Below are 19115 nucleotides of genomic sequence, written 5' to 3' on the forward strand. Positions count from 1 at the left end.
TTGAGTCGCTATTTTCTAAACTGTAGCGCAAAATTAATCATTCAACCCTTTACCGTTCAGAATAGCCGGAATACTTTTTTCGACCCGCGCCGCTCTTGTTTTAGACTGCTTCGGAGCGGAAAAATGGAGCAGGTAGGCGCGTTGCCGGCCGGGCGTCAGGGATTCGAAAGCGGCGCTCAGAGCCGGATTTTCATTCAGTTTCTCCTGAAACTCGTCCGCTACGGCATAGTCCTCCAGTTTCTTTAGCGGCACTTTCAGGCCCGCCCGTTCAACCTCAATAGCTTCAAACAGGTATGCTTTAATGGTCGGTTCCAGTTCCAGAATCTGTTTCAGGCTGGTAAAGCGCAGCTGGCGGGCAGCCTGTACGTTTTCCGTTTGCTGAATCAGCAACCCATCTGCGTCATGGAGCAGTGCCCCCTGGACAAACAGGAGGGCGCAATAGGCTTTAAAGCCGTGAATCAGGGCCACATTGTTTTGCTGGTAGGTATAGCAGGGAACGCCCCACTTCAGTTCCTCGGTCAGGCCGCAGCTGAGTGCGATCTGCCGTAGCTTTTCATACTCGTCCTGCCACTGCGTGGCTTTGTGGAAGAAGAAATCGACAGCCGGATTCATACCAACGATGGGTTTACGGACATAAACTTTTTATCTCCGGGCCGGAAAGCCCACGAAACGCCGGTTAAAACCAATAATAAGCCCGGACCGAAAAATTCGCTGGCCGGGTCACCGACGGCAGCATGGGAGATAAGGGCTCCTGACATAGAAAAGAAAAAGCCCGCATACGCCCATTCCTTTAGTAAGGGCCATTTAGGCATAAGTACAGCGATGACGCCAAGAAGCTTCCAGACCCCTAATAAGGTCAGAAAATAGCCCGGGTAGCCTAAACGATGCATCATGGCTACTTCTTCGTCAATCTGCATGATTTGTACGATACCAGTTGATACCATACCTAATGAAAGCCAGAGCGTGGCAACCCAATAGATGATTTTGTTTCGCTTGATCATGATCAGCATCCTTTGCCCACAAGCTGTTGCAGGCGGTTATGGGCCATATTGAGGCCGTGAGAAAAGGGCATTTGCAGCATTTTGTTACGCAGTTCGGCCGACTTATAGACAATCTGCATGGTCAGTTTGCTGGTCGTGTCAGTTAGGGCTTCGAAGTTCAGAAATTCGAGCTGCACGCCGAATGGTGCGTTTTCTATTTCGAAGGTTCGTATAATCTGCCGGTCGGGGATAAACGTATGGATCACGCCGCTGGCCTGAAAGACAACGTTGCCCTGTGCATCAACGGTCTGGAATTGCCAGCTGCCGTGCGGTTTGCTCTCCAGTTTCAGTACCCGTGTACCCATCCATTGGGCCACGAGGTCCGGTTCGGTATAGGCCTTAAAGAGGAGTGGCCGGGGCAAGTCAAACTCCCGCGTGATGCGTATATCCTGGTGCCCGTCGCCGGCACTGACCTGTGTTTTTCGGTCCATAAGTGATTATTGGTTAGCCTGATACGCTTTCATGATGCTTTCGAGTTTGTTGAAGCGGTCGTCCCACATCTGACGGAACGGCTCGATAAAGTCAGCGATTTCCTTCATTTTGGCGGCGTTGAGGTGGTAGTACATTTCGCGGCCGTTCTGTTGCTGCTGTAACAGTTCGCATTCGGTCAGAATCTGTAAATGTTTGGAAACGGTTGGCCTGGCTGTGTCAAAGTTTGCGGCAATAGCCCCCGCCGTCATAGCCTGGGTGGCCACCAGTGTCAGAATGGTCCGTCGGGTCGGGTCGGCAATAGCCTGGAAAACGTCGCGTCGTAGATTCATTGTGTAGTCATTTGGCTACAAATATACGTGTAGTTATTTGGCTACGCAAATTTATTTTTGGAGCGGGAGGGGGGAGTTGGGTTAGCCCCTGGTAAGCCGTAAATCGGTATGCCAGTGATGCTTCTGCGACGCAATGGATGTTGGGGCGTAACCGAAGTGTTTTTTAAAGGCGAACGAAAAATGAGAGAGGTTTTCAAAGCCTGTTTCATAACAGGCGTCAAGTGGTTTCAGCTTTTGCTCTGCAATCTGGTAATGAGCTAGTTCGAGGCGTTTTTGAGTAAGCCATTTTTGTGGGGTGGTATTAAATGCTTTTTTGAAATCGCGTTTGAATGTACTCAGGCTACGACCAGTCAAATATCCGAACTTTTCCATAGGCATGTTGAACATGTAGTTCTTCTCCATAAAGCCGATCAAATCAACTTTATGCGGGTCGTCGAAGTTAGCCAGTACGCTGTCCACCTCAGGATCAATAGTTCGCAGAATGCTGATGGCTTCGGTCAGTTTCAGTGAGGCTAGTTGCGGCGGAAAGCGGTCTTTCATCTCAAAGTAGGGAATCAGTGATACCAGACAGCTTTCCAGCAAAGGGTGGTTTCTGAAACTACGGATTTTAGGCACGGCCGTAATATTGGTCGTTACTGAAAACTGTTGGTAGTATTTTCTTAAAACATCGGTTGTTAGAAGCATCACGACTGTTTTATGGGGCAACCCATCTTTCGGAAAGTTGATGATTGTTGCAGGTTTGTTTCTGGGAATCAGAAAGATATCGCCACTGCCGAAAAGATGGGTTGCTTCTGCCTGTACAATTCTGGTTTCGCCGGAGATGAACCAGACAAGCATGTGCTGATCAAAGACAATCTCTGATTTGAAAAACTTGTCCTGGTAGCAGGAGAGTTTTATCTCGGGTGTCAGATAGTTGGATACATGTTCCATATGTCAGGGGGCATCATTAAATGCTGTATCGGTTCGGTCTGGCATTGCCCGGCTTAAAGATAGCTATATCGGATAAGACCAGCATAGTCTGTTAACCTACCGGAAAGGAAATGCCTGTTAAGGCTTCGCTGATTGTCCATAAACGGTTTGCCGATATCTCGTCTAAAGAATACGCTTTTACGCCTCCCGGTACAGACGGATCATACGAAAGTCTGGCAACGTCGGCATCTTCGCAGTAGACCCCGCCAATCTGGTTGAGCATGGGGCTGGTGGCGCACCAAATTGTGGTAGCAGCACCCTGCGGAATCGTTTTTAGTGATGCTGCTACTTCGGGTAGTAAATTGCCGTCAGCATCGCAGAAGCCCATCTCCTGAAATAAGGCCAGTGGGGCCTCGCGGCCCAGTTCAGTGCCGTTGATTGATCCCGGGTGTAGCGAATAAGCCCGTACGCCGAAGTCTTTGCCGCGATAGTCGAGTTCAAGGGTAAACAGGATACACGCTGTCTTTGACTGTCCGTATCCTTGTAGCGTTTCATACGTGCGATGCGTGAAATTGGGATCTTCAAAATTAAAGGGCGCAAACCGATGCCCGTCTGAAGAAACACTGATCACCCGCGCACCATTGGCTATTGCCAGGGCCGGCCACAAGCGGGCGGTAAGCTGAAACTGAGCAAGGTAATTGGTCGCTAACTGAGACTCAGTGCCCTGACTGCTGCGTCGTAACGGCACCCACATGATACCGGCATTATGGATTAGCAGGTGAAGTGGGCGACCTGATTGTAAAAACGTCCCGGCGAAAGCATCAATAGAGTCACGACTCATTAAATCCATAGCGGCCAGTTCTACACGGGGTATCCCGGCAAGGTTGCGCTTTGCTTTTTCCATATCACGGGCCGCTACAATGACCGTGGCCCCGGCAGCAGCTAGTGTCCTGGTCGTTTCGAGGCCGATTCCCGTGTTGCCTCCGGTTACTATAGCCGTTTTTCCAGTCAGGTCGATGCCCTTGATGACATCACTCGTAGTTGAGGTAGCACCGAATCCCGAACCAATTGGCTGTTGCAACGCGCCCTGATAATTATGATTAGTCTGTCCCATCATTTTGTTTTTTTGTTGGGACAAAAGTAGCGCGCCACTTATCGGACGACTTTGTTTTAAAGGTCGTATTTACTTTGTTTTAAAGGCCATTCCCTGCCAGGTTATGGCTGTCTCGCTTTACCTGATAAAACCAGGATCATTTAACCGGTAATGAGTTGTTAAGGTTTTCCGGTTTCGTTTAGATACAGTATATTTTATTGCGAGCGGAGGTAAAGTTTAGGATTTGGAAAACCCCTCACATCAGCGTAAACACCAGCCAGCTAATCAGCAGGATATCCAGTCCGATGATGGTTATACTTGTCCCGCGATACCCGAATCCGGGCAGACGCCGTGACCGGCTTAACAGCCAAACCGAAATACCGCACAGGCCAATGTTCAGCAGCGTAAGGATCAGGGCGTTTTGCAGAAAAGCGGGGAAATAGCCGAGGTAACGTGCCTTTACCTGCTCGAAAGGGAGGTCCTGAGTGGCGGTCTTTATCCAGAGCGTGACGTTAGCCACGACCAAAAAACAACAGAGCAGGCCGGTATAAAAGAGGGCTTTCATGCGGTATTAGGGCTGGTTTAGTTAAAGATAGCGAACTTGTTAAGAATAAGAGCATGTGCGCTCCAAAGGCGGAGCCGGGACCATACCCTATGGATAACCGCTATGGCCTGACCCGCACAAACGGACTTTCCGGATTGCCGGTCCACCGGTAAAGCCAGGCGGTACTTTCCTGTTTGCCGTCGGCTGTTTTGCGGTTGTGCGAAATATAAAACAACCCGTTGCCGAGAGGACATAGCCCGGTGGCGCCCCACTTGAAATGCCAGCCCCGCACCCCGCTTGCGGGATCTGTTAACCCTTGGTCGGTTAGTGACAGGGTTTCTGCCGTAGTAGGCTGGTTATCAACAAAGATAGATTGTTTTGCCGGCTTTTTGTGGCCGTCGATCACAAACAGACTATAGTTTGGAAACCCCTTTTTGCTACCCGGATAAACGGCGGCGAGCAGATTGCCCGACACTGAATCGTAAGCCAGATTCTGGATACCATAGCTGGTATTTCCCGTCCGGACAAAATATTTCCCGGCTGGTGCTGCCGGACCCGACCGGTGCAGACTATCCTGGGTGAGGGTCCGGGCAAAGCGGTTCCAGTTGCTTGTATCGTATAGAAGCAGTACCTGATGGTCGTTGTCGGTGCGGCTGGTGTCGCCGTAAATGCCGTATGCCACATACAGATACTGCCGGCCGGTTCGCCGGTTACCGGGCTTTGGCGCGAAGGCCACGCCGTCGATGCCCGAACAGCCAAAGCGATGCGCTGCTGTTTTTGGGCCGAGGTCTACGCTGGCCTCATAATCACTGACGACCTCGCGGAGGTACACCGTCCGGACAATATCGTCTTTGTCGGCGTTCATACCGGGTTTTGTGATCCGGTTGCCATCGATGATCGCTATGTAGAAGCCTGATCCTGAACGGCCCTCGCCAACCCCCATGGTCTTCCGGATGCCTCTGCCAATAGCATCGTTCTTGTATTCCAGCGACCCGTAAATTTTCCCGTCTTCCGGATTGATGGCCAGATCGCCGAGGTGGCCGACGAGGCCGGTTACGCTGCCCAGCAACCGGCCGTCGAGTGTCATTTTAATCAATTGATTGGTAAACGAGAAGTAAATGACTCCTTGCTTATGATCTACGGCAATGCCCTGCACATGCAACGTTCCTTGTTTGCCGGAGTAAACGGAGTCTGGCCAGCTGGTTGGCTGATGTTGTGCAAACAGTCGCTGTGTGTTGATAATCAGTAAGGTAAATATGAAAAGAAAAGTAAGGTGACGGTGCATAGCTGAGGCTACATTATTCCCGTTTCACCGCGCGGATGCACAGAAAGGCCGGAAAATGGTTGAGTTCATGAAAATGTTTTGGGTCCAGTTTTTCAAATTCGGGCACGGGCCTGGGTTCGACCAGCTGATCGATGTAAAAGCCGTTATTGGTCAGCGGGGTAATGCACTCGCCCAGCGGCCGCCGGTAACTGTTCACCTCAACCGGTTGCCCGAACCCTTTCCAGACACACCTCACATGTTCGACATCAAAATAGGCGCTGGAGTTGAAATAGTTGTATTCAAAAAACGGATGTTCAATCGAAATTACCAGTATACCGCCGGGCCTCAACACCCGCCGGAACTCCTGTATGGTCAGTGTCCAGTCCGGAAGGTAGTGGAGGGCCAGTGCACACAATACAATATCGAACGACGCATCGGCAAACATCGTAAACGGTGTAGCCAGGTTATGAACAAAGAATGAGCCTCTGGCCGGATTCCGCTCCTGCGCCAGTTTAATCATCGTCGGGCTGAGGTCGAAGCCGGTGACGGCGGCCCCGCGATCCAGCAGAATTTCGGCGTATTTGCCCGGTCCGCAGGCGGCATCCAGTATTACTTTACCGGCTACATCCGGCAGCAAGGCCAGCGTGTTGGGCCGGTCATAGTACGCGTTGTGGGGTTTGTGGTCAATGAGCTGGTTGTACCGTTCAGCCATCTGCTCATAGGCCGACAGAATTTTGTCTGTAATCATGGCAGGTTGATTTTTGCCGGAAAGTTATCATTTAACTCTGTATGTGATACCATTCTGTCTTGACATTGAGGGTACCAACGCGCGGGCATAACCCTTATCACTCGTGCTGCTATCTACGGGCATAAAGTTTTTGTTAGAAACAGATTTTCTTTACAAACCTGTGTGGTGAATTCTCCCGTAAACAGGAGATTTACCAGAGAAACATCCTGACAAGTATGTGTTATAGATAAAAGCTATGTCTCCTAAATATTATCAATTTGATTTATTGAAAGGCATTCTGTTATTTTGAATCCTGTTAAATGTTAGAATTGTTCATTTTTGTTTTCATACAAAAACACTCAATACATCTAAACCATGAACGAAGCTGCACACGAAAGTCCACTGGCGGAGACCATGAGCTCCGAGGCTAAATGCCCATTTTTACATGGCGAGTTAAAGCAAACCGCTGGTGGGGGAACCCGCAACCGTGACTGGTGGCCAAACCAACTGCGTCTGAATATTCTTCGTCAGCATTCATCCCTGTCGAACCCGCTGGGTGAGCAGTTTAACTATGCGGAAGCATTCAAGGCACTGGATCTGGATGCCGTTAAAAAAGACATCAACGACATCATGACTACGTCGCAGGACTGGTGGCCTGCCGATTATGGTCATTATGGTCCGCTGTTTATCCGGATGGCCTGGCACAGTGCCGGTACCTACCGGATTCAGGATGGTCGTGGTGGTGCCGGTTCGGGTACGCAGCGTTTTGCACCGCTCAACAGCTGGCCGGATAACACCAACCTCGACAAAGCCCGCCTGTTGTTGTGGCCGGTTAAGCAGAAATATGGCAATAGCCTGTCATGGGCAGATTTGATGGTTCTGGCCGGTAACTGCGCCCTTGAATCAATGGGTTTCAAGACGTTTGGTTTCGGCGGTGGCCGTGCTGACGTATGGGAGCCGGAAGAAGATATTTACTGGGGTAGCGAAGGCGAATGGCTGGCACACCGCCATCCGGAATCGCTGGAAAGTCCGCTGGGAGCTACTGAAATGGGGCTCATCTACGTCAACCCGGAAGGACCGGAGCGTAATCCGGACCCACTGCTGGCGGCAAAAGCAATCCGCGAAACGTTTGGCCGGATGGCGATGAACGACGAAGAAACGGTTGCGCTGATTGCCGGTGGTCATACGTTCGGTAAAACGCACGGAGCTGCCGATCCGGGTAAATACATGGGTAAAGAGCCTGCTGCTGCCGGTATCGAAGAACAAGGCATGGGCTGGGCAAACTCATACGAAAGCGGTCGGGGGGTACATACCATTACCAGTGGTCTGGAAGGTGCCTGGACCAAGACGCCGACCCAGTGGAGCAATGACTATTTCGATCACCTGTTCGGCTACGAATGGGAACTGACGCAAAGCCCGGCCGGTGCGCACCAGTGGAAGCCAAAAGGCAATGCGGGTGAAGGACTTATTCCGGATGCGCATGATCCGGAGAAGCGCCATGCACCGTTTATGCTGACCACTGACCTGTCGCTGCGTTTTGATCCGGCGTACGAAAAAATCTCGCGTCGTTTCCACGAAAACCCTGATCAGTTTGCCGATGCGTTTGCACGCGCCTGGTTCAAGCTGACGCACCGCGATATGGGCCCACGGGTTCGTTATCTGGGTCCTGAAGTACCTGAAGAAGTGTTGCTGTGGCAGGACCCGATTCCGGCCGTTACGCATGAACTGATTGATGAGCAGGATGTGGCATCCCTGAAAGCCAATATTTTAGCCTCAGGTCTGACGGTTTCTGAGCTTGTCTCGGCTGCCTGGGCCTCAGCATCAACATTCCGTGGCTCCGACAAGCGGGGTGGTGCCAACGGTGCCCGTGTTCGCCTGTCACCACAGAAATTCTGGGCAGTGAACAATCCGGTGCAGCTATCAAAAGTGTTGAGCACACTGGAGAGCATTCAGCAGGAATTTAACAGCATTCAGGCGGGTGGTAAGCAGGTTTCGCTGGCCGATCTGATTGTGCTGGCAGGCTGTGCGGCCGTTGAAAAAGCGGCGAAAGACGCAGGCGTAGACGTAAGCGTGCCATTTACACCTGGCCGCGCCGACGCTTCACAGGCTGACACGGATGTAGAATCATTCGAAGCCCTGGAACCGGCCGCCGACGGATTCCGTAACTACATGAGCAGCCGCGCAACGGCAACTGCCGAAGAAATGCTGGTCGACAAAGCCCAGCTGATGACTCTGACCGCTCCGGAACTGACGGTGCTGGTAGGCGGTATGCGGGCGCTGAATACCAACTTCGATGGTTCGAAGCATGGTGTGCTGACTCAGACACCGGGTGTATTAACCAACGATTTCTTCGTGAACCTGCTGGATTTCAGCACTACATGGCGGGCAACATCACACGCTCAGCAAGTATTTGAAGGCCGTGACCGGAAAACGGGTGAGGTAAAATGGACCGCGACCCGTGCCGACCTGATCTTTGGGTCAAACTCGGAACTGCGCGCCATTGCCGAAGTATACGGGTTTGCCGGTTCGAAAGAGAAATTCGTAAACGACTTCGTGGCGGCCTGGAACAAGGTCATGAACCTCGATCGTTTCGATTTAGTTTAATGAGATAGCTACTGGCAGTAATAGGTGGCCTGTTTCGGGCCACCTATTTTTTTATGCTTTTCCGCCGGGGGTAGTACCATATTGGAGTTTATAGGCTTTAATAAAGTGTGAAACGCTTTCATAGCCAATTTCCATACTAACTTCCGATACGTTTTTTTCGGTGTTCCGAAGCAGAAAATGGGCATGTTCCAGCCGCTTGCTCCGGATCCAGTGGCCGGGTGAGGTATGAAAATGTGCCTCAAAATCGCGCTTAAAGGCCGACAGGCTGCGCCCCGATAACCGCGCGAGTTCGTTCATGGAGAGGGGTTTCAGCAGGTAGGTATTCATCAGATAGTCCAGATCGGTTTTCTGGCCCTGGTAGATGCTCATCAGCAGCGAACTGAGCTTGCCCGAGGTATCAAGCTGAAGCAAATGCAGCAACAGCTCCTGAAATTTCAGCCGGAGTAAGTCATTCAGATAGATGGATTCCGCGCCGAAATAAGGCAGCAGCGACTGAATAAACGTTGAAAACCCGGGCGATGCAAAGAGCTCCAGGATGGGGTCGGCAGAGGCAGCGCCTGGATCGGCCGTCGGCCGGACAGCGCGGAAAATGTCGAGGTGCTGGCTCACAAATTCCTTCAGCAGCTTTTCCGGAAAGAAAAACACCAGGCTCTTATAATTGGCATCCAGCGACTCGTTCATCGAATAACACCCCCGCTGGAAAAACAGAATATTCCCTTTAGTGACGTGCAGATCCTGCGTTGGCGAGACGAATTTTTTTTCGCCTTCCAGCACAAAAATTACCGCATGCTCTTCAAAAAAAACTTCATTCCGTTCCGGATACACGTCGCTTCTGTACGCCACAAAAGTCATGTCCTGAATTTGCAGCGACTGAAATGTTTCCGGATTGATGGATGACGGTACACGAAGCATAAAGTATCAAAGCTGAAAAATCAGTCTGTTCTACAGGAGCTCCTGTAAAATTTTCTGGGCGGCCACGGAAATAACCGTGCCGGGGCCGAATACGCCTTTCACACCGGCGTCATACAGAAAGGCATAATCCTGGGCCGGAATTACCCCGCCGGCAATGACCATGATATCGTCGCGGCCGATTTTCCGGAGTTCGCCGATCAACTGCGGCACGAGTGTTTTGTGCCCGGCTGCCAGACTCGAAACACCGACGATGTGTACGTCGTTTTCGGCGGCCTGCCGCGCTACCTCGTCCGGCGTCTGGAACAGCGGCCCCATATCGACGTCGAAACCCAGATCGGCAAAGCTGGTCGCAATCACTTTGGCACCACGGTCGTGACCGTCCTGACCCATTTTGGCGATCAGAATCCGTGGGCGTCGACCTTCCTGTTCGGCAAACTGATCCGTCAGCTGGCGGGCAATGCGGAAGTTTTCGTCGTCGGATACCTCGGCCGAATAAATGCCCGAAACGGCGCGGATGGTGGCCTTGTGGCGGCCAAAAGCTTTTTCCATAGCGTCAGAAATTTCGCCCAGCGTGGCCCGTTGCCGTGCGGCTTCGATGGCCAGGGCAAGTAAGTTGGTTTCGCGGGCGGTAGCGGATGCGAATTGCCAATCCGCGGTTAGGTTGGGTTCGGATTGCAAATCCGAACCCGCATTGTCCGGACCAGCGAAGGCCGCTTCGGTGATGGCGTTCAGGGCCCGGGCTACTTTTTCCGGATCGCGGCTTGCCTTAATGGCCGTAAGCCGCTGAATCTGGGACTCCCGAACCGCCTGGTTATCCACTTCAAGCAGGTCAATTTCCTTTTCGGATTCCGGTTTGTAGCGGTTTACGCCGACAATGATGTCTTTGCCCGAATCAATGCGGGCCTGCTTACGGGCCGCGGCTTCTTCGATGCGGAGCTTCGGCAGACCGGTTTCAATGGCCTTCGTCATGCCGCCAAGCGCTTCTACTTCCTCAATCAGCGCCCAGGCCTTTTCCACCAGCTCCTGCGTCAGCGCTTCGACGTAATACGATCCGCCCCAGGGATCAACGGCGCGGGTAATGTCGGTCTCGTGCTGGATGTATAACTGGGTATTACGGGCGATCCGGGCCGAAAAATCGGTTGGCAGCGCAATGGCTTCGTCGAGCGAGTTGGTGTGCAGCGACTGCGTGTGTCCCAACGCAGCGGCCATGGCTTCAATGGCCGTCCGGGTTACGTTGTTGAACGGATCCTGCTCGGTCAGGCTGTAACCCGAGGTCTGGCTATGAGTCCGCAACGCCAGCGACTTCGCATTTTTCGGATCAAACTGCTTCACGATTTTGGCCCACAAGAGCCGGCCCGCCCGCATTTTGGCAATCTCCATGAAGTGGTTCATCCCGATTCCCCAGAAAAAGGAAAGCCGTGGGGCAAAATCGTCGATGGCCATGCCTGCCCGAATGCCCGTGCGGATGTATTCGAGACCGTCGGCAAGCGTGTAAGCCAGCTCGATATGGGCGGGAGCCCCCGCTTCGTGCATGTGGTAGCCGCTGATACTGATCGAATTAAACTTCGGCATATGGCGGCTGGTAAAGGCAAAAATATCACCGATAATCCGCATCGACGGTGCGGGCGGATAGATGTAGGTATTCCGCACCATGAACTCTTTGAGAATATCGTTCTGGATGGTTCCCGACAGCTTTTCCGGTGCTACCCCCTGCTCTTCGGCCGCAACGATGTAAAAGGCCATAACCGGAATAACCGCTCCATTCATGGTCATCGATACCGACATCTGGTCGAGCGGGATCTGATCGAACAGGGTTTTCATGTCCTCAACCGAATCGATGGCCACCCCGGCTTTGCCGACATCCCCGACCACGCGCGGGTGGTCAGAATCGTAGCCACGGTGGGTTGCCAGGTCAAAGGCTACCGAAAGGCCCTTCTGTCCTGCGGCGAGGTTCCGGCGATAAAACGCGTTGGAGGCCTCGGCGGTCGAAAAACCCGCATACTGGCGCACTGTCCACGGTTGCCGGACATACATCGAGCTGTAAGGCCCGCGCAGAAACGGGGGAATACCGGCCGCATAGTGCAGGTGTTCGGCACCGGCAATATCGGCAGCCGTAAACCGGGGTTTCAGTTTAATGCCTTCGGCGGTTGTAAAGGGCTTCGGTGCCGGTTGCGGGGCGGTTTCGGGTTGTGTATACGCCGCCGATACAGTTGAAAAATCAGGTTTCATGGGTTTTATCGTTTGCGGGTAACATTATTTTTCGAAAGCAGCCGCCAGCCGGCGATCGGGGATAAGGGCATTCGGGAAGGCGGGCGGTGGCGGAGCGGGCAATGCGCCTTCGTCATACCGGAATTTATTTACGCCGACCATGATTTTCCCTTCGTTCAGCTCGGCCACCCGGGCGTCGTATGATGCCTGAAGTTGCTCTTGTATATAGCCATTGGCGACACCGGCCAGCAGACCGCCCTGCTGCTCCGTTGCCATAAAAAGTGCCCATGCCGACTGCACCAGAGCGTCGGTAGCCTGCTCGATATAGTAGGCCCCGGCCGATGGGTCGGCGACCTTATCGAGGTGGGCCTCTTCTTTCAGCAAAACGGATACATTACGGGCAATCCGCTCCGAAAAAGCGTCAGGGGCCTGATAAACAGTGTCATACGGATGTACGGTCAGCAGGTCGGCGCCGCCCATGACGGCCGACATGGCTTCGGTGGTGGCTCGCAGCAGGTTAGTATACGGCGTCACGGCGGCATCATAAAACGTGGATGTCTGTACGTGAATGAAGGCTGGCGGGGCGGCCATGCCGTACGCGCTGACGAATCGCTGCCACAACACCCGCAGGGCCCTCAGCCTGGCGATCCCGGAAAAATAACTGGTACCGACCGAAACCGACAGTACTGTTTTTTCAAATACCTGCCCGATTGACAGACCGGCCTCTGTCAGCAAGTCGCATGTGTCGGCGAGCGACGAGAGGAGAAACGCCAGTTCCTGCGTGGCATTGGCACCGGCATTATGAAAGACATGACTACTGGCGCAGATTGTCCGGAACTGAGGCGAATCGCTGGTTAGTAAGCTGGCCTCAGTCAGGGCACGGGCGGTTGCGGCTGCCGGAATTTCGCCGGTTTGCAGGTAAACCGCTACCGGATCAATCAGCAGACCGCCTTTGAGCTGATAGGGGGCAATCTGGCGCAGAGCCGGCAGGAAAGCCGGGGTAAGGGCACGGAAATAGACCGGTGTGTCACTTAGTTTGATGCCCTGGAGTAAGCGGCTTACGCTGGCGGCCGATAACGGAGTAAATGCCGGCAGAGTAAACAAAATTGCGTCGGCTCCCTTGTCCAGCGCCTCCCTTGCCTGCTGGCTGGCGGCCGGTATATCGGCGGAAGGAGTAATTTCCGGCGTGTTCAGCCAGCCGGGCAACTGCTTTTGCGCAGCCTGAATTGCCGAAACGGTTTGCGGGCTGACATCTTCTGCCGTGTAATACGGTTCGAGCACAAATCCTTCCGGTGTCTGCCACCGCAAACCCTCGTACCCATTTGGATCTTTTAAATCTTTCTGCACCTGCCGGAGCCAGTCTTGTCTGGAGGCCGGCGCAAAGATGTCGGCGAATAAGGACGTCATAGAAGTGTCAGTACGCTAAATTTCCGGTAAAGGTAAATTTTCTGCCAGCTTGCTGAAAATAGATTTTGCTAAATATATATAGCTATTGTCGTTGTACAATTCCAGGCTCTTATCTGATTAATTTGTTAACCCGCCGGATTCCGCTTATTTTTATTGTCGGAGAGCGCTGCAGGGAGACTAATAAGTGACTTTTTTTTCTACTTTTGTCTCCCATTTTTAAAGAGCCACCGGCAAGTAATAACCCGGAATAGTAATTTTTGATGGTTGAACAGGGATGTTTTCGTAACTTAGGCATGGAAACGATTTGCTCAGTAAAACTACTATTCTAACAATATCTGATTAACTGTGAATGTAGCTGTTCAACCTGGTATGCAGCGAGAAGTAACGACGGTATGGAGCCGATGTCTGCAAGTCATCCGGGAGAACGTACCCGAGCAAAGCTTTAAGACGTGGTTTGAGCCGATAGTTCCACTCAGACTGTCCGGCACTGTATTAACAATTCAGGTCCCCAGCCAATTTTTCTACGAATGGCTGGAGGAGAACTTCGTACACATTCTTCGCAAAGCACTCGATTTCGGGATCGGCCGGGACGGACAGCTGGAGTACTCAATCATCGTTGATAACGGAAACGAAAAAAATCGTCCGCTTACGGTGAATGTACCCACCACGCGGTCGCCGCAAACGGCTAAGCCTGACAACGTTAATCCGGATATTCTGAAGAGCCCTTTTCAGCTCAAAGACCTCGATTCTCTGTCGCTGGACTCGTATCTGAACCCCAGCTATACATTTGATAATTACGTAGAAGGTGACTGTAACCGCCTGGCCCGTAACGCTGGCTATGCGGTAGCCACCCGCCCGGGTGTTACGGCGTTTAACCCGCTGATGATTTACGGCGGGGTAGGGTTGGGGAAAACACACCTCGTGCAGGCCATCGGCAATACCATCAAAAACACGAGTCAGGATAAGTTTGTCCTGTATGTGACCTCTGAGAAGTTTACCAACCAGTTCCTGAACGCGATCAAAACCGATACCCTGCGCGATTTTAACCAGTTCTATATGCAGGTGGATGTGCTGGTGATTGATGACGTACAGTTTCTTCAGAAAAAGGAAAAAACGCAGGAAATTTTCTTCCATATTTTCAACCACCTGCACCAGTCAGGTAAGCAGATTATCATGACCTCCGACCGGCCGCCGCGTGATCTCGCCGGGCTGGAAGATCGTCTGCTATCGCGTTTCAAATGGGGGTTAACGGCCGATTTGCAGACGCCGGATCTGGAGACGCGGATTGCCATTATCCAGAAAAAACTGATGGCAGAGGGCGTCTACATCGATAACAACGTCATTGAGTATCTGGCGCACAGCATCAACACCAACGTGCGGGAGCTGGAAGGGGTAATTGTGTCACTGATGGCGCAGGCTTCGCTGAACCGCCGCGAGATCGACCTCGAACTGGCCAAACAAACACTGCGGAATATCGTCATCGACTCCGATAAAGAGGTAACAATTGACGCTGTTCAGGAAATTGTCGCCGATCATTTTGGTATCACCGTTGCTGACCTGAAGTCGAAGAGCCGGAAACGCGAACTGGTTTATCCGCGTCAGATTGCCATGTATCTGGCTAAGGAAAAAACCGAACTGGCCCTCAAATCAATCGGCTATCATTTCGGTGGCCGCGACCACAGTACGGTTATTCATGCTATCCAGACCGTTAATGATCTGATGACCGAAAAGCCGGAAGCCCGCGAAACGGTTGAAAAACTAAAGGCATACTTCAAATAACTCCATTCGTTACAAACAGGCCGGGTTTCCGTCAGGAACCTAAACCTTTTGTCAACGGTGAATACGTCCCCGATTCAACTGATTAACCGCCCGTCGATTGATACATCGGCCTGGGATGCCTGCGTGGCGCGGTCGCCGAACCGGCTGGTCTATGGTCTGAGCTGGTACCTCGACGCGGTAACCCCGGCAAAGGGCTGGCGATGGGCTGGCCTGGTTATACCGGGATCAGACGGCAACTATGTGGCCGTGATGCCGGTGCCGCTCCGGCGGAAATACGGGCAGTGGGTGGTGCACCAGCCGCTATTTTGTCAGTTTCTGGACGTTTACAGCGACGAGCCTTCGGTTGACATTGATGCGTTCTTCTCCTGTCTGTTACAGCATTTCCGGTATGGGTCTGTCCTGCATCTTGCCCGGATACCTGCCGGTTTATCGGGCACCGTTCAGCTACGTACTGCCTATACCGATGTACTTGCCTTACCGGCAGGTGATGAATTTTCCCAAACCCATTATTCGGCCGACCGGCGAAGGCAATTGCGCCGCGCGCAGCAGCAGGGCTGGCAACGGTGGCCGGCCACTGACCCAACGCTGATGATTCAGTGGTTTAAAAACTACCATGCACAGCAAATAGCCGGTGGCGTCGGGGATTGGGCGTATGACGTATTGCATGGGCTGACGCAGGCACTGCTCCGTCGTCGGTTGGCCACACTATATTATGTGTCAGACGTAGCATCACAAAAAGCGCAGGCGGGAGCGTTAGTGGTGCAGGCGTTCGGGCGGATGATTTATCTGTTCAATGCCGCTACCCCCGCCGGTCGTGCCGGACAGGCACGGGCCTGGCTGCTGGACCGTATATTGCGGGAAACCCATCCGCCTGCTGTCTTTGACTTTGAGAGTCCGGAGGTGCCGGCTGTAGCTCGTTTTTATCAGGAATTCGGCGCTCACCCCGTACCTTATTACATCCTCCGCTGGAACCGGCTGACAAAAGTCGGGCAATGGGTGAGGCGGTTGGTTTTGATTATAATGAATAATGGACAATGGCTAATGTAAAAGCAGCGCAGGCCCGTTCCCTTAATCATTACAAAATCGCCACCGGCATAAGGTTCCAGAAGGCGTAAAACTGTTCCTGGTATTTTTCTTTATTGAGCCGGTAGAGCGTTGCCTTTTTGGTGGTAGAGTTGGTGTTTTTTTCACCGGTATCAATCAGGAGGCCCGTAGAGAGGAGCTTACGGCTGAAATTCCGGCGGTCAAGCGGAGCGTCGTAAATCGCTTCATAGAGTTTCTGGAGCTGCGGAAGCGTAAATTTTTCCGGCAAGAGTTCGAAGCCGAGCGGATGGAGGGTCGCTTTATAGCGTAGCTGCTCCAGCGCTTTCCGGACCATGTCGTCGTGGTCGAAAATAAGGGATGGCTTCTGCTTCAGGCTAATCCAGTGGGCGTTATGGGCCTTAACTGCTTCCGGATCATGATCGGCAATATTAATCAGGGCAAAAAAGACGATGGACACGGTACGTTCGACAGGGTCACGATTGACGCGCCCGAACGCTTCGACTTGTTCAACATAAATATCATGTAGCCCGGTGAGGTCAAAAAGCAAGCGGGAGGCCGCTATTTCCAGGTCCTCGTCTTCGTTGAGGAAGCCACCTACCAGCGACCACTTGCCGGCTTCCGGCGCAAAATTCCGTTTGATCAGGAGCACTTTAATCTCCTCACCATCGAAACCGAAAATAATACAATCAAGCGCTACTAATAGCCGGTAGGAGTGAGCGTAACGTGTCATACCGCAAAAGTACATGTTCGGGGCGGTTTATGCATTACACCATCAGGGCGAGAGACAGGAGACAGGAGAACTGCTGCCGGATAAGCGATTGATAATGAAGATAGTGTGTAGTAGGAAATAGTAAAAAACAAAGAAATAGTTTGACCGGAAAAGGCTGGAAAGACAGCTTCCTGAACCCATTATTGCCTTATAAAAAGGCTTTTAATTATCTTTTAATGAAAGATTTATCTGTTCTTAACGTTGCCGGCCCGTTGATGCTATTACTTTGTAGCAGTCAAGAACAAGAACATGTCAGCCATCAAAAAAATAGGAATAATCGCTTTTCTGCTCGCGATGACAGCCATGCGGGGGACCATCCCGGCATATGGCATTGGGGCAATATCCTATCAGGCAGGTGGCAGACACATAACGGCTGAACGCGGTAAACAAGCCGGTGAACACATCAACTGGATCAGCCGGACAGAAGATGAACAGGAATATCAGGAGCTACAGGCCGGCGCCCCCTTCGACCTGCTGCCGGTAGCTATGATGTTTTCCTTGCTTGCTGTTGCATGGCTCCTTTTCCTGGGGCGTTCTTTCAGAAGACCATTCAACATACATAACGTTTATCAACCTCGTCCGTATTACCTTCTTTTTCATTCGCTCCGAATTCCCGGTAATCATCGTATGTAATATCCGTTAGCCCCTTTGCTAACCGGCTATGCCCTGCATAGCCAGGATCGGTGTGGCCTGTTTTCCAGTATATCAGTTTCTATTCACTCAAAAAGCGCCTGATCATCAGGGCTATATCTTATCGATTTATGAAACGGCTCATTCTTTTGGTTGTGGGCGCATTAACTGTCCATGGCCTTCAGGCAGCAACTACGACAATAGCGGGCGATACCCTGCAGTTGTCGCTATCAGATGCCGCCCAGCTTTTCAGACAAAACAACCTGACCTTGATGGCTACTAAGCTGGGGGTTTCTGAAAATCAAGCCTATGAATATCAGGCAAAACTCTGGAACAACCCATCTATATATATTGAGCAAATGCCGTATAACCAGCAGTCTAAAGAGATTATGCCGGTTAAGCAGAGTAACTCAGAACAAGTAATTCAGTACCAGCAGCTGCTCTTGCTGGCCGGTAAACGGAATAAGCAACTGGCCATCGCCAAAACAAATACCGATCTGGCCAATGACCGCTTTTTTGACCTGTTGCGTACCCTGAGCTACCAGTTGCGGAGCACGTTTTACGATCTCTACTATACCAATCAGGCACTCGGCGTATACCGCGAAGAAATTGCGACGCTGCAGCAGACGGTTGATCTTTACCAGCAGCAATACGACAAAGGCAACGTGCCGCTGAAAGACCTTACGCGACTCAAGGCGTACCTGTTTAATCTGATCACCGAACGCCAGCAATTACTGAAGAAACTGACCGACGACCAGGCTGATTTGGCTTTACTCCTGAATGTCAGCCCTACAATCCCGATTAAGCCATTGCTGACAAATAACGAAGCAAATCAGGCTGGCGTGGGTCAACAAAACGTAAGTGAGCTGCTGCGGCTGGCCGAAGAAAACCGGTATGACCTGAAAGGCTATCGTGATCTGGCCCGGCAGGAACAGCAGAATCTGGCGTTGCAGAAAGCCCTCGCCGTACCGGATCTGACGCTTCAGGGCACGTATGACCGTAACGCCGGTTACATCCAGAATTATTTCGGCGTAGGCGTTGGTATTAATCTGCCTTTTTTCAACAAGAATCAGGGTAATATCAAGGCGGCGGCCGTCCGGATTCAGAGCAGCCAGCAAGTGGCCAATGCGTATCAGATGCAGGTTGAAAACGACGTGCAGCGGGCGTATACAAAAGCGCAGCAAACCGAACAGCTCTACCGGACGTTCGATCAGCGGTTTGTCGATGATTTTAATAAGCTGATTCAGGGGGTTACGACCAATTACCGGAAACAGAATATCGATGTGGTCGAATTTCTGGACTTTTTCGACTCCTACAAAAACAGCCAGCTTCAGTATAACCAGCTCCAGAACGACCGGCTTCAGAGTCTGGAGGATATCAATTTTGCCGTAGGTACAACCGTGTTCAACAAATAGACCTGATCC

Annotated in this window: 18 protein-coding genes; 5 read left to right on the top strand and 13 right to left on the bottom strand. The window is 52.0% G+C overall.

The window, feature by feature from the left end; genetic code table 11:
- Positions 1-33: 33 nt before the first annotated feature.
- The 9 genes from BLX24_RS24220 to BLX24_RS24260 all read right to left on the bottom strand — a co-directional run bounded on the left by BLX24_RS24220 (position 34) and on the right by BLX24_RS24260 (position 6359).
- A complete protein-coding gene (locus tag BLX24_RS24220) occupies positions 34-612 on the bottom strand; it encodes a YdeI/OmpD-associated family protein (RefSeq protein WP_071505803.1) in 579 nt (192 codons plus the stop codon).
- On the bottom strand, positions 609-1001 hold the full coding sequence (locus tag BLX24_RS24225; protein ID WP_071505841.1) for a DoxX family protein: 393 nt from the start codon (positions 999-1001) through the stop codon (positions 609-611). Before BLX24_RS24225 ends, BLX24_RS24220 begins: the two co-directional genes overlap by 4 nt.
- A gap of 2 nt (positions 1002-1003) precedes the next feature.
- The gene (locus tag BLX24_RS24230; RefSeq protein WP_071505804.1) at positions 1004-1471 is read right to left on the bottom strand and encodes an SRPBCC domain-containing protein; all 468 of its coding nucleotides are present in this window, start codon (positions 1469-1471) and stop codon (positions 1004-1006) included.
- 6 nt (positions 1472-1477) lie between these two features.
- On the bottom strand, positions 1478-1801 hold the full coding sequence (locus tag BLX24_RS24235) for an ArsR/SmtB family transcription factor (protein WP_071505805.1): 324 nt from the start codon (positions 1799-1801) through the stop codon (positions 1478-1480).
- A gap of 81 nt (positions 1802-1882) precedes the next feature.
- Positions 1883-2731 carry a helix-turn-helix domain-containing protein gene (locus tag BLX24_RS24240; protein WP_071505806.1) on the bottom strand — a complete coding sequence of 283 codons (849 nt, stop codon included), beginning with the start codon at positions 2729-2731 and terminating at the stop codon, positions 1883-1885.
- Between the two features lie 91 nt (positions 2732-2822).
- Positions 2823-3827 carry an SDR family NAD(P)-dependent oxidoreductase gene (locus tag BLX24_RS24245; protein WP_229201888.1) on the bottom strand — a complete coding sequence of 335 codons (1005 nt, stop codon included), beginning with the start codon at positions 3825-3827 and terminating at the stop codon, positions 2823-2825.
- Between the two features lie 232 nt (positions 3828-4059).
- Complete coding sequence (locus tag BLX24_RS24250; protein ID WP_071505807.1) at positions 4060-4368, bottom strand: hypothetical protein; 309 nt, start codon at positions 4366-4368, stop codon at positions 4060-4062.
- A gap of 100 nt (positions 4369-4468) precedes the next feature.
- Entirely contained in the window at positions 4469-5632 is a 1164-nt protein-coding gene (locus BLX24_RS24255; protein ID WP_071505808.1) for a hypothetical protein, read from the bottom strand.
- A 13-nt stretch (positions 5633-5645) separates the two neighbouring features.
- Positions 5646-6359, bottom strand: coding sequence for a class I SAM-dependent methyltransferase (locus tag BLX24_RS24260; protein WP_071505809.1), 714 nt, complete (start codon positions 6357-6359; stop codon positions 5646-5648).
- Between the two features lie 354 nt (positions 6360-6713).
- On the opposite strand from BLX24_RS24260, the gene katG reads away from it, so the two are divergent.
- Positions 6714-8942, top strand: coding sequence for a catalase/peroxidase HPI (gene katG / locus BLX24_RS24265; protein ID WP_071505810.1), 2229 nt, complete (start codon positions 6714-6716; stop codon positions 8940-8942).
- A gap of 51 nt (positions 8943-8993) precedes the next feature.
- Here the strand turns inward: katG and BLX24_RS24270 are convergent, their stop codons facing one another.
- The 3 genes from BLX24_RS24270 to BLX24_RS24280 are packed head-to-tail and all read right to left on the bottom strand — an operon-like array spanning position 8994 to position 13469.
- Positions 8994-9854, bottom strand: a complete 861-nt coding sequence (locus BLX24_RS24270; protein ID WP_071505811.1) for a helix-turn-helix transcriptional regulator — start codon at positions 9852-9854, stop codon at positions 8994-8996.
- A gap of 30 nt (positions 9855-9884) precedes the next feature.
- Entirely contained in the window at positions 9885-12083 is a 2199-nt protein-coding gene (gene scpA / locus BLX24_RS24275) for a methylmalonyl-CoA mutase (protein WP_071505812.1), read from the bottom strand.
- Between the two features lie 24 nt (positions 12084-12107).
- Complete coding sequence (locus BLX24_RS24280) at positions 12108-13469, bottom strand: methylmalonyl-CoA mutase family protein (protein WP_071505813.1); 1362 nt, start codon at positions 13467-13469, stop codon at positions 12108-12110.
- Between the two features lie 369 nt (positions 13470-13838).
- On the opposite strand from BLX24_RS24280, the gene dnaA reads away from it, so the two are divergent.
- Both dnaA and BLX24_RS24290 read left to right on the top strand, forming a co-directional pair.
- Positions 13839-15248: a chromosomal replication initiator protein DnaA gene (gene dnaA, locus BLX24_RS24285; RefSeq protein ID WP_071505814.1), complete on the top strand. Its 1410-nt coding sequence runs from the start codon at positions 13839-13841 to the stop codon at positions 15246-15248.
- A gap of 57 nt (positions 15249-15305) precedes the next feature.
- Positions 15306-16295: a GNAT family N-acetyltransferase gene (locus tag BLX24_RS24290; protein ID WP_143092788.1), complete on the top strand. Its 990-nt coding sequence runs from the start codon at positions 15306-15308 to the stop codon at positions 16293-16295.
- A gap of 28 nt (positions 16296-16323) precedes the next feature.
- Here BLX24_RS24290 and BLX24_RS24295 read toward each other — a convergent pair whose 3' ends face one another.
- Positions 16324-17022, bottom strand: coding sequence for an NUDIX hydrolase (locus BLX24_RS24295; RefSeq protein ID WP_071505815.1), 699 nt, complete (start codon positions 17020-17022; stop codon positions 16324-16326).
- 288 nt (positions 17023-17310) lie between these two features.
- On the opposite strand from BLX24_RS24295, the gene BLX24_RS24300 reads away from it, so the two are divergent.
- A complete protein-coding gene (locus tag BLX24_RS24300) occupies positions 17311-17694 on the top strand; it encodes a hypothetical protein (RefSeq protein ID WP_071505816.1) in 384 nt (127 codons plus the stop codon).
- A 128-nt stretch (positions 17695-17822) separates the two neighbouring features.
- A complete protein-coding gene (locus BLX24_RS24305) occupies positions 17823-19106 on the top strand; it encodes a TolC family protein (protein WP_071505817.1) in 1284 nt (427 codons plus the stop codon).
- Positions 19107-19115 lie beyond the last annotated feature (9 nt).

It is taken from the genome of Arsenicibacter rosenii (genome assembly GCF_001870735.1).
Lineage (GTDB): Bacteria > Bacteroidota > Bacteroidia > Cytophagales > Spirosomataceae > Arsenicibacter > Arsenicibacter rosenii.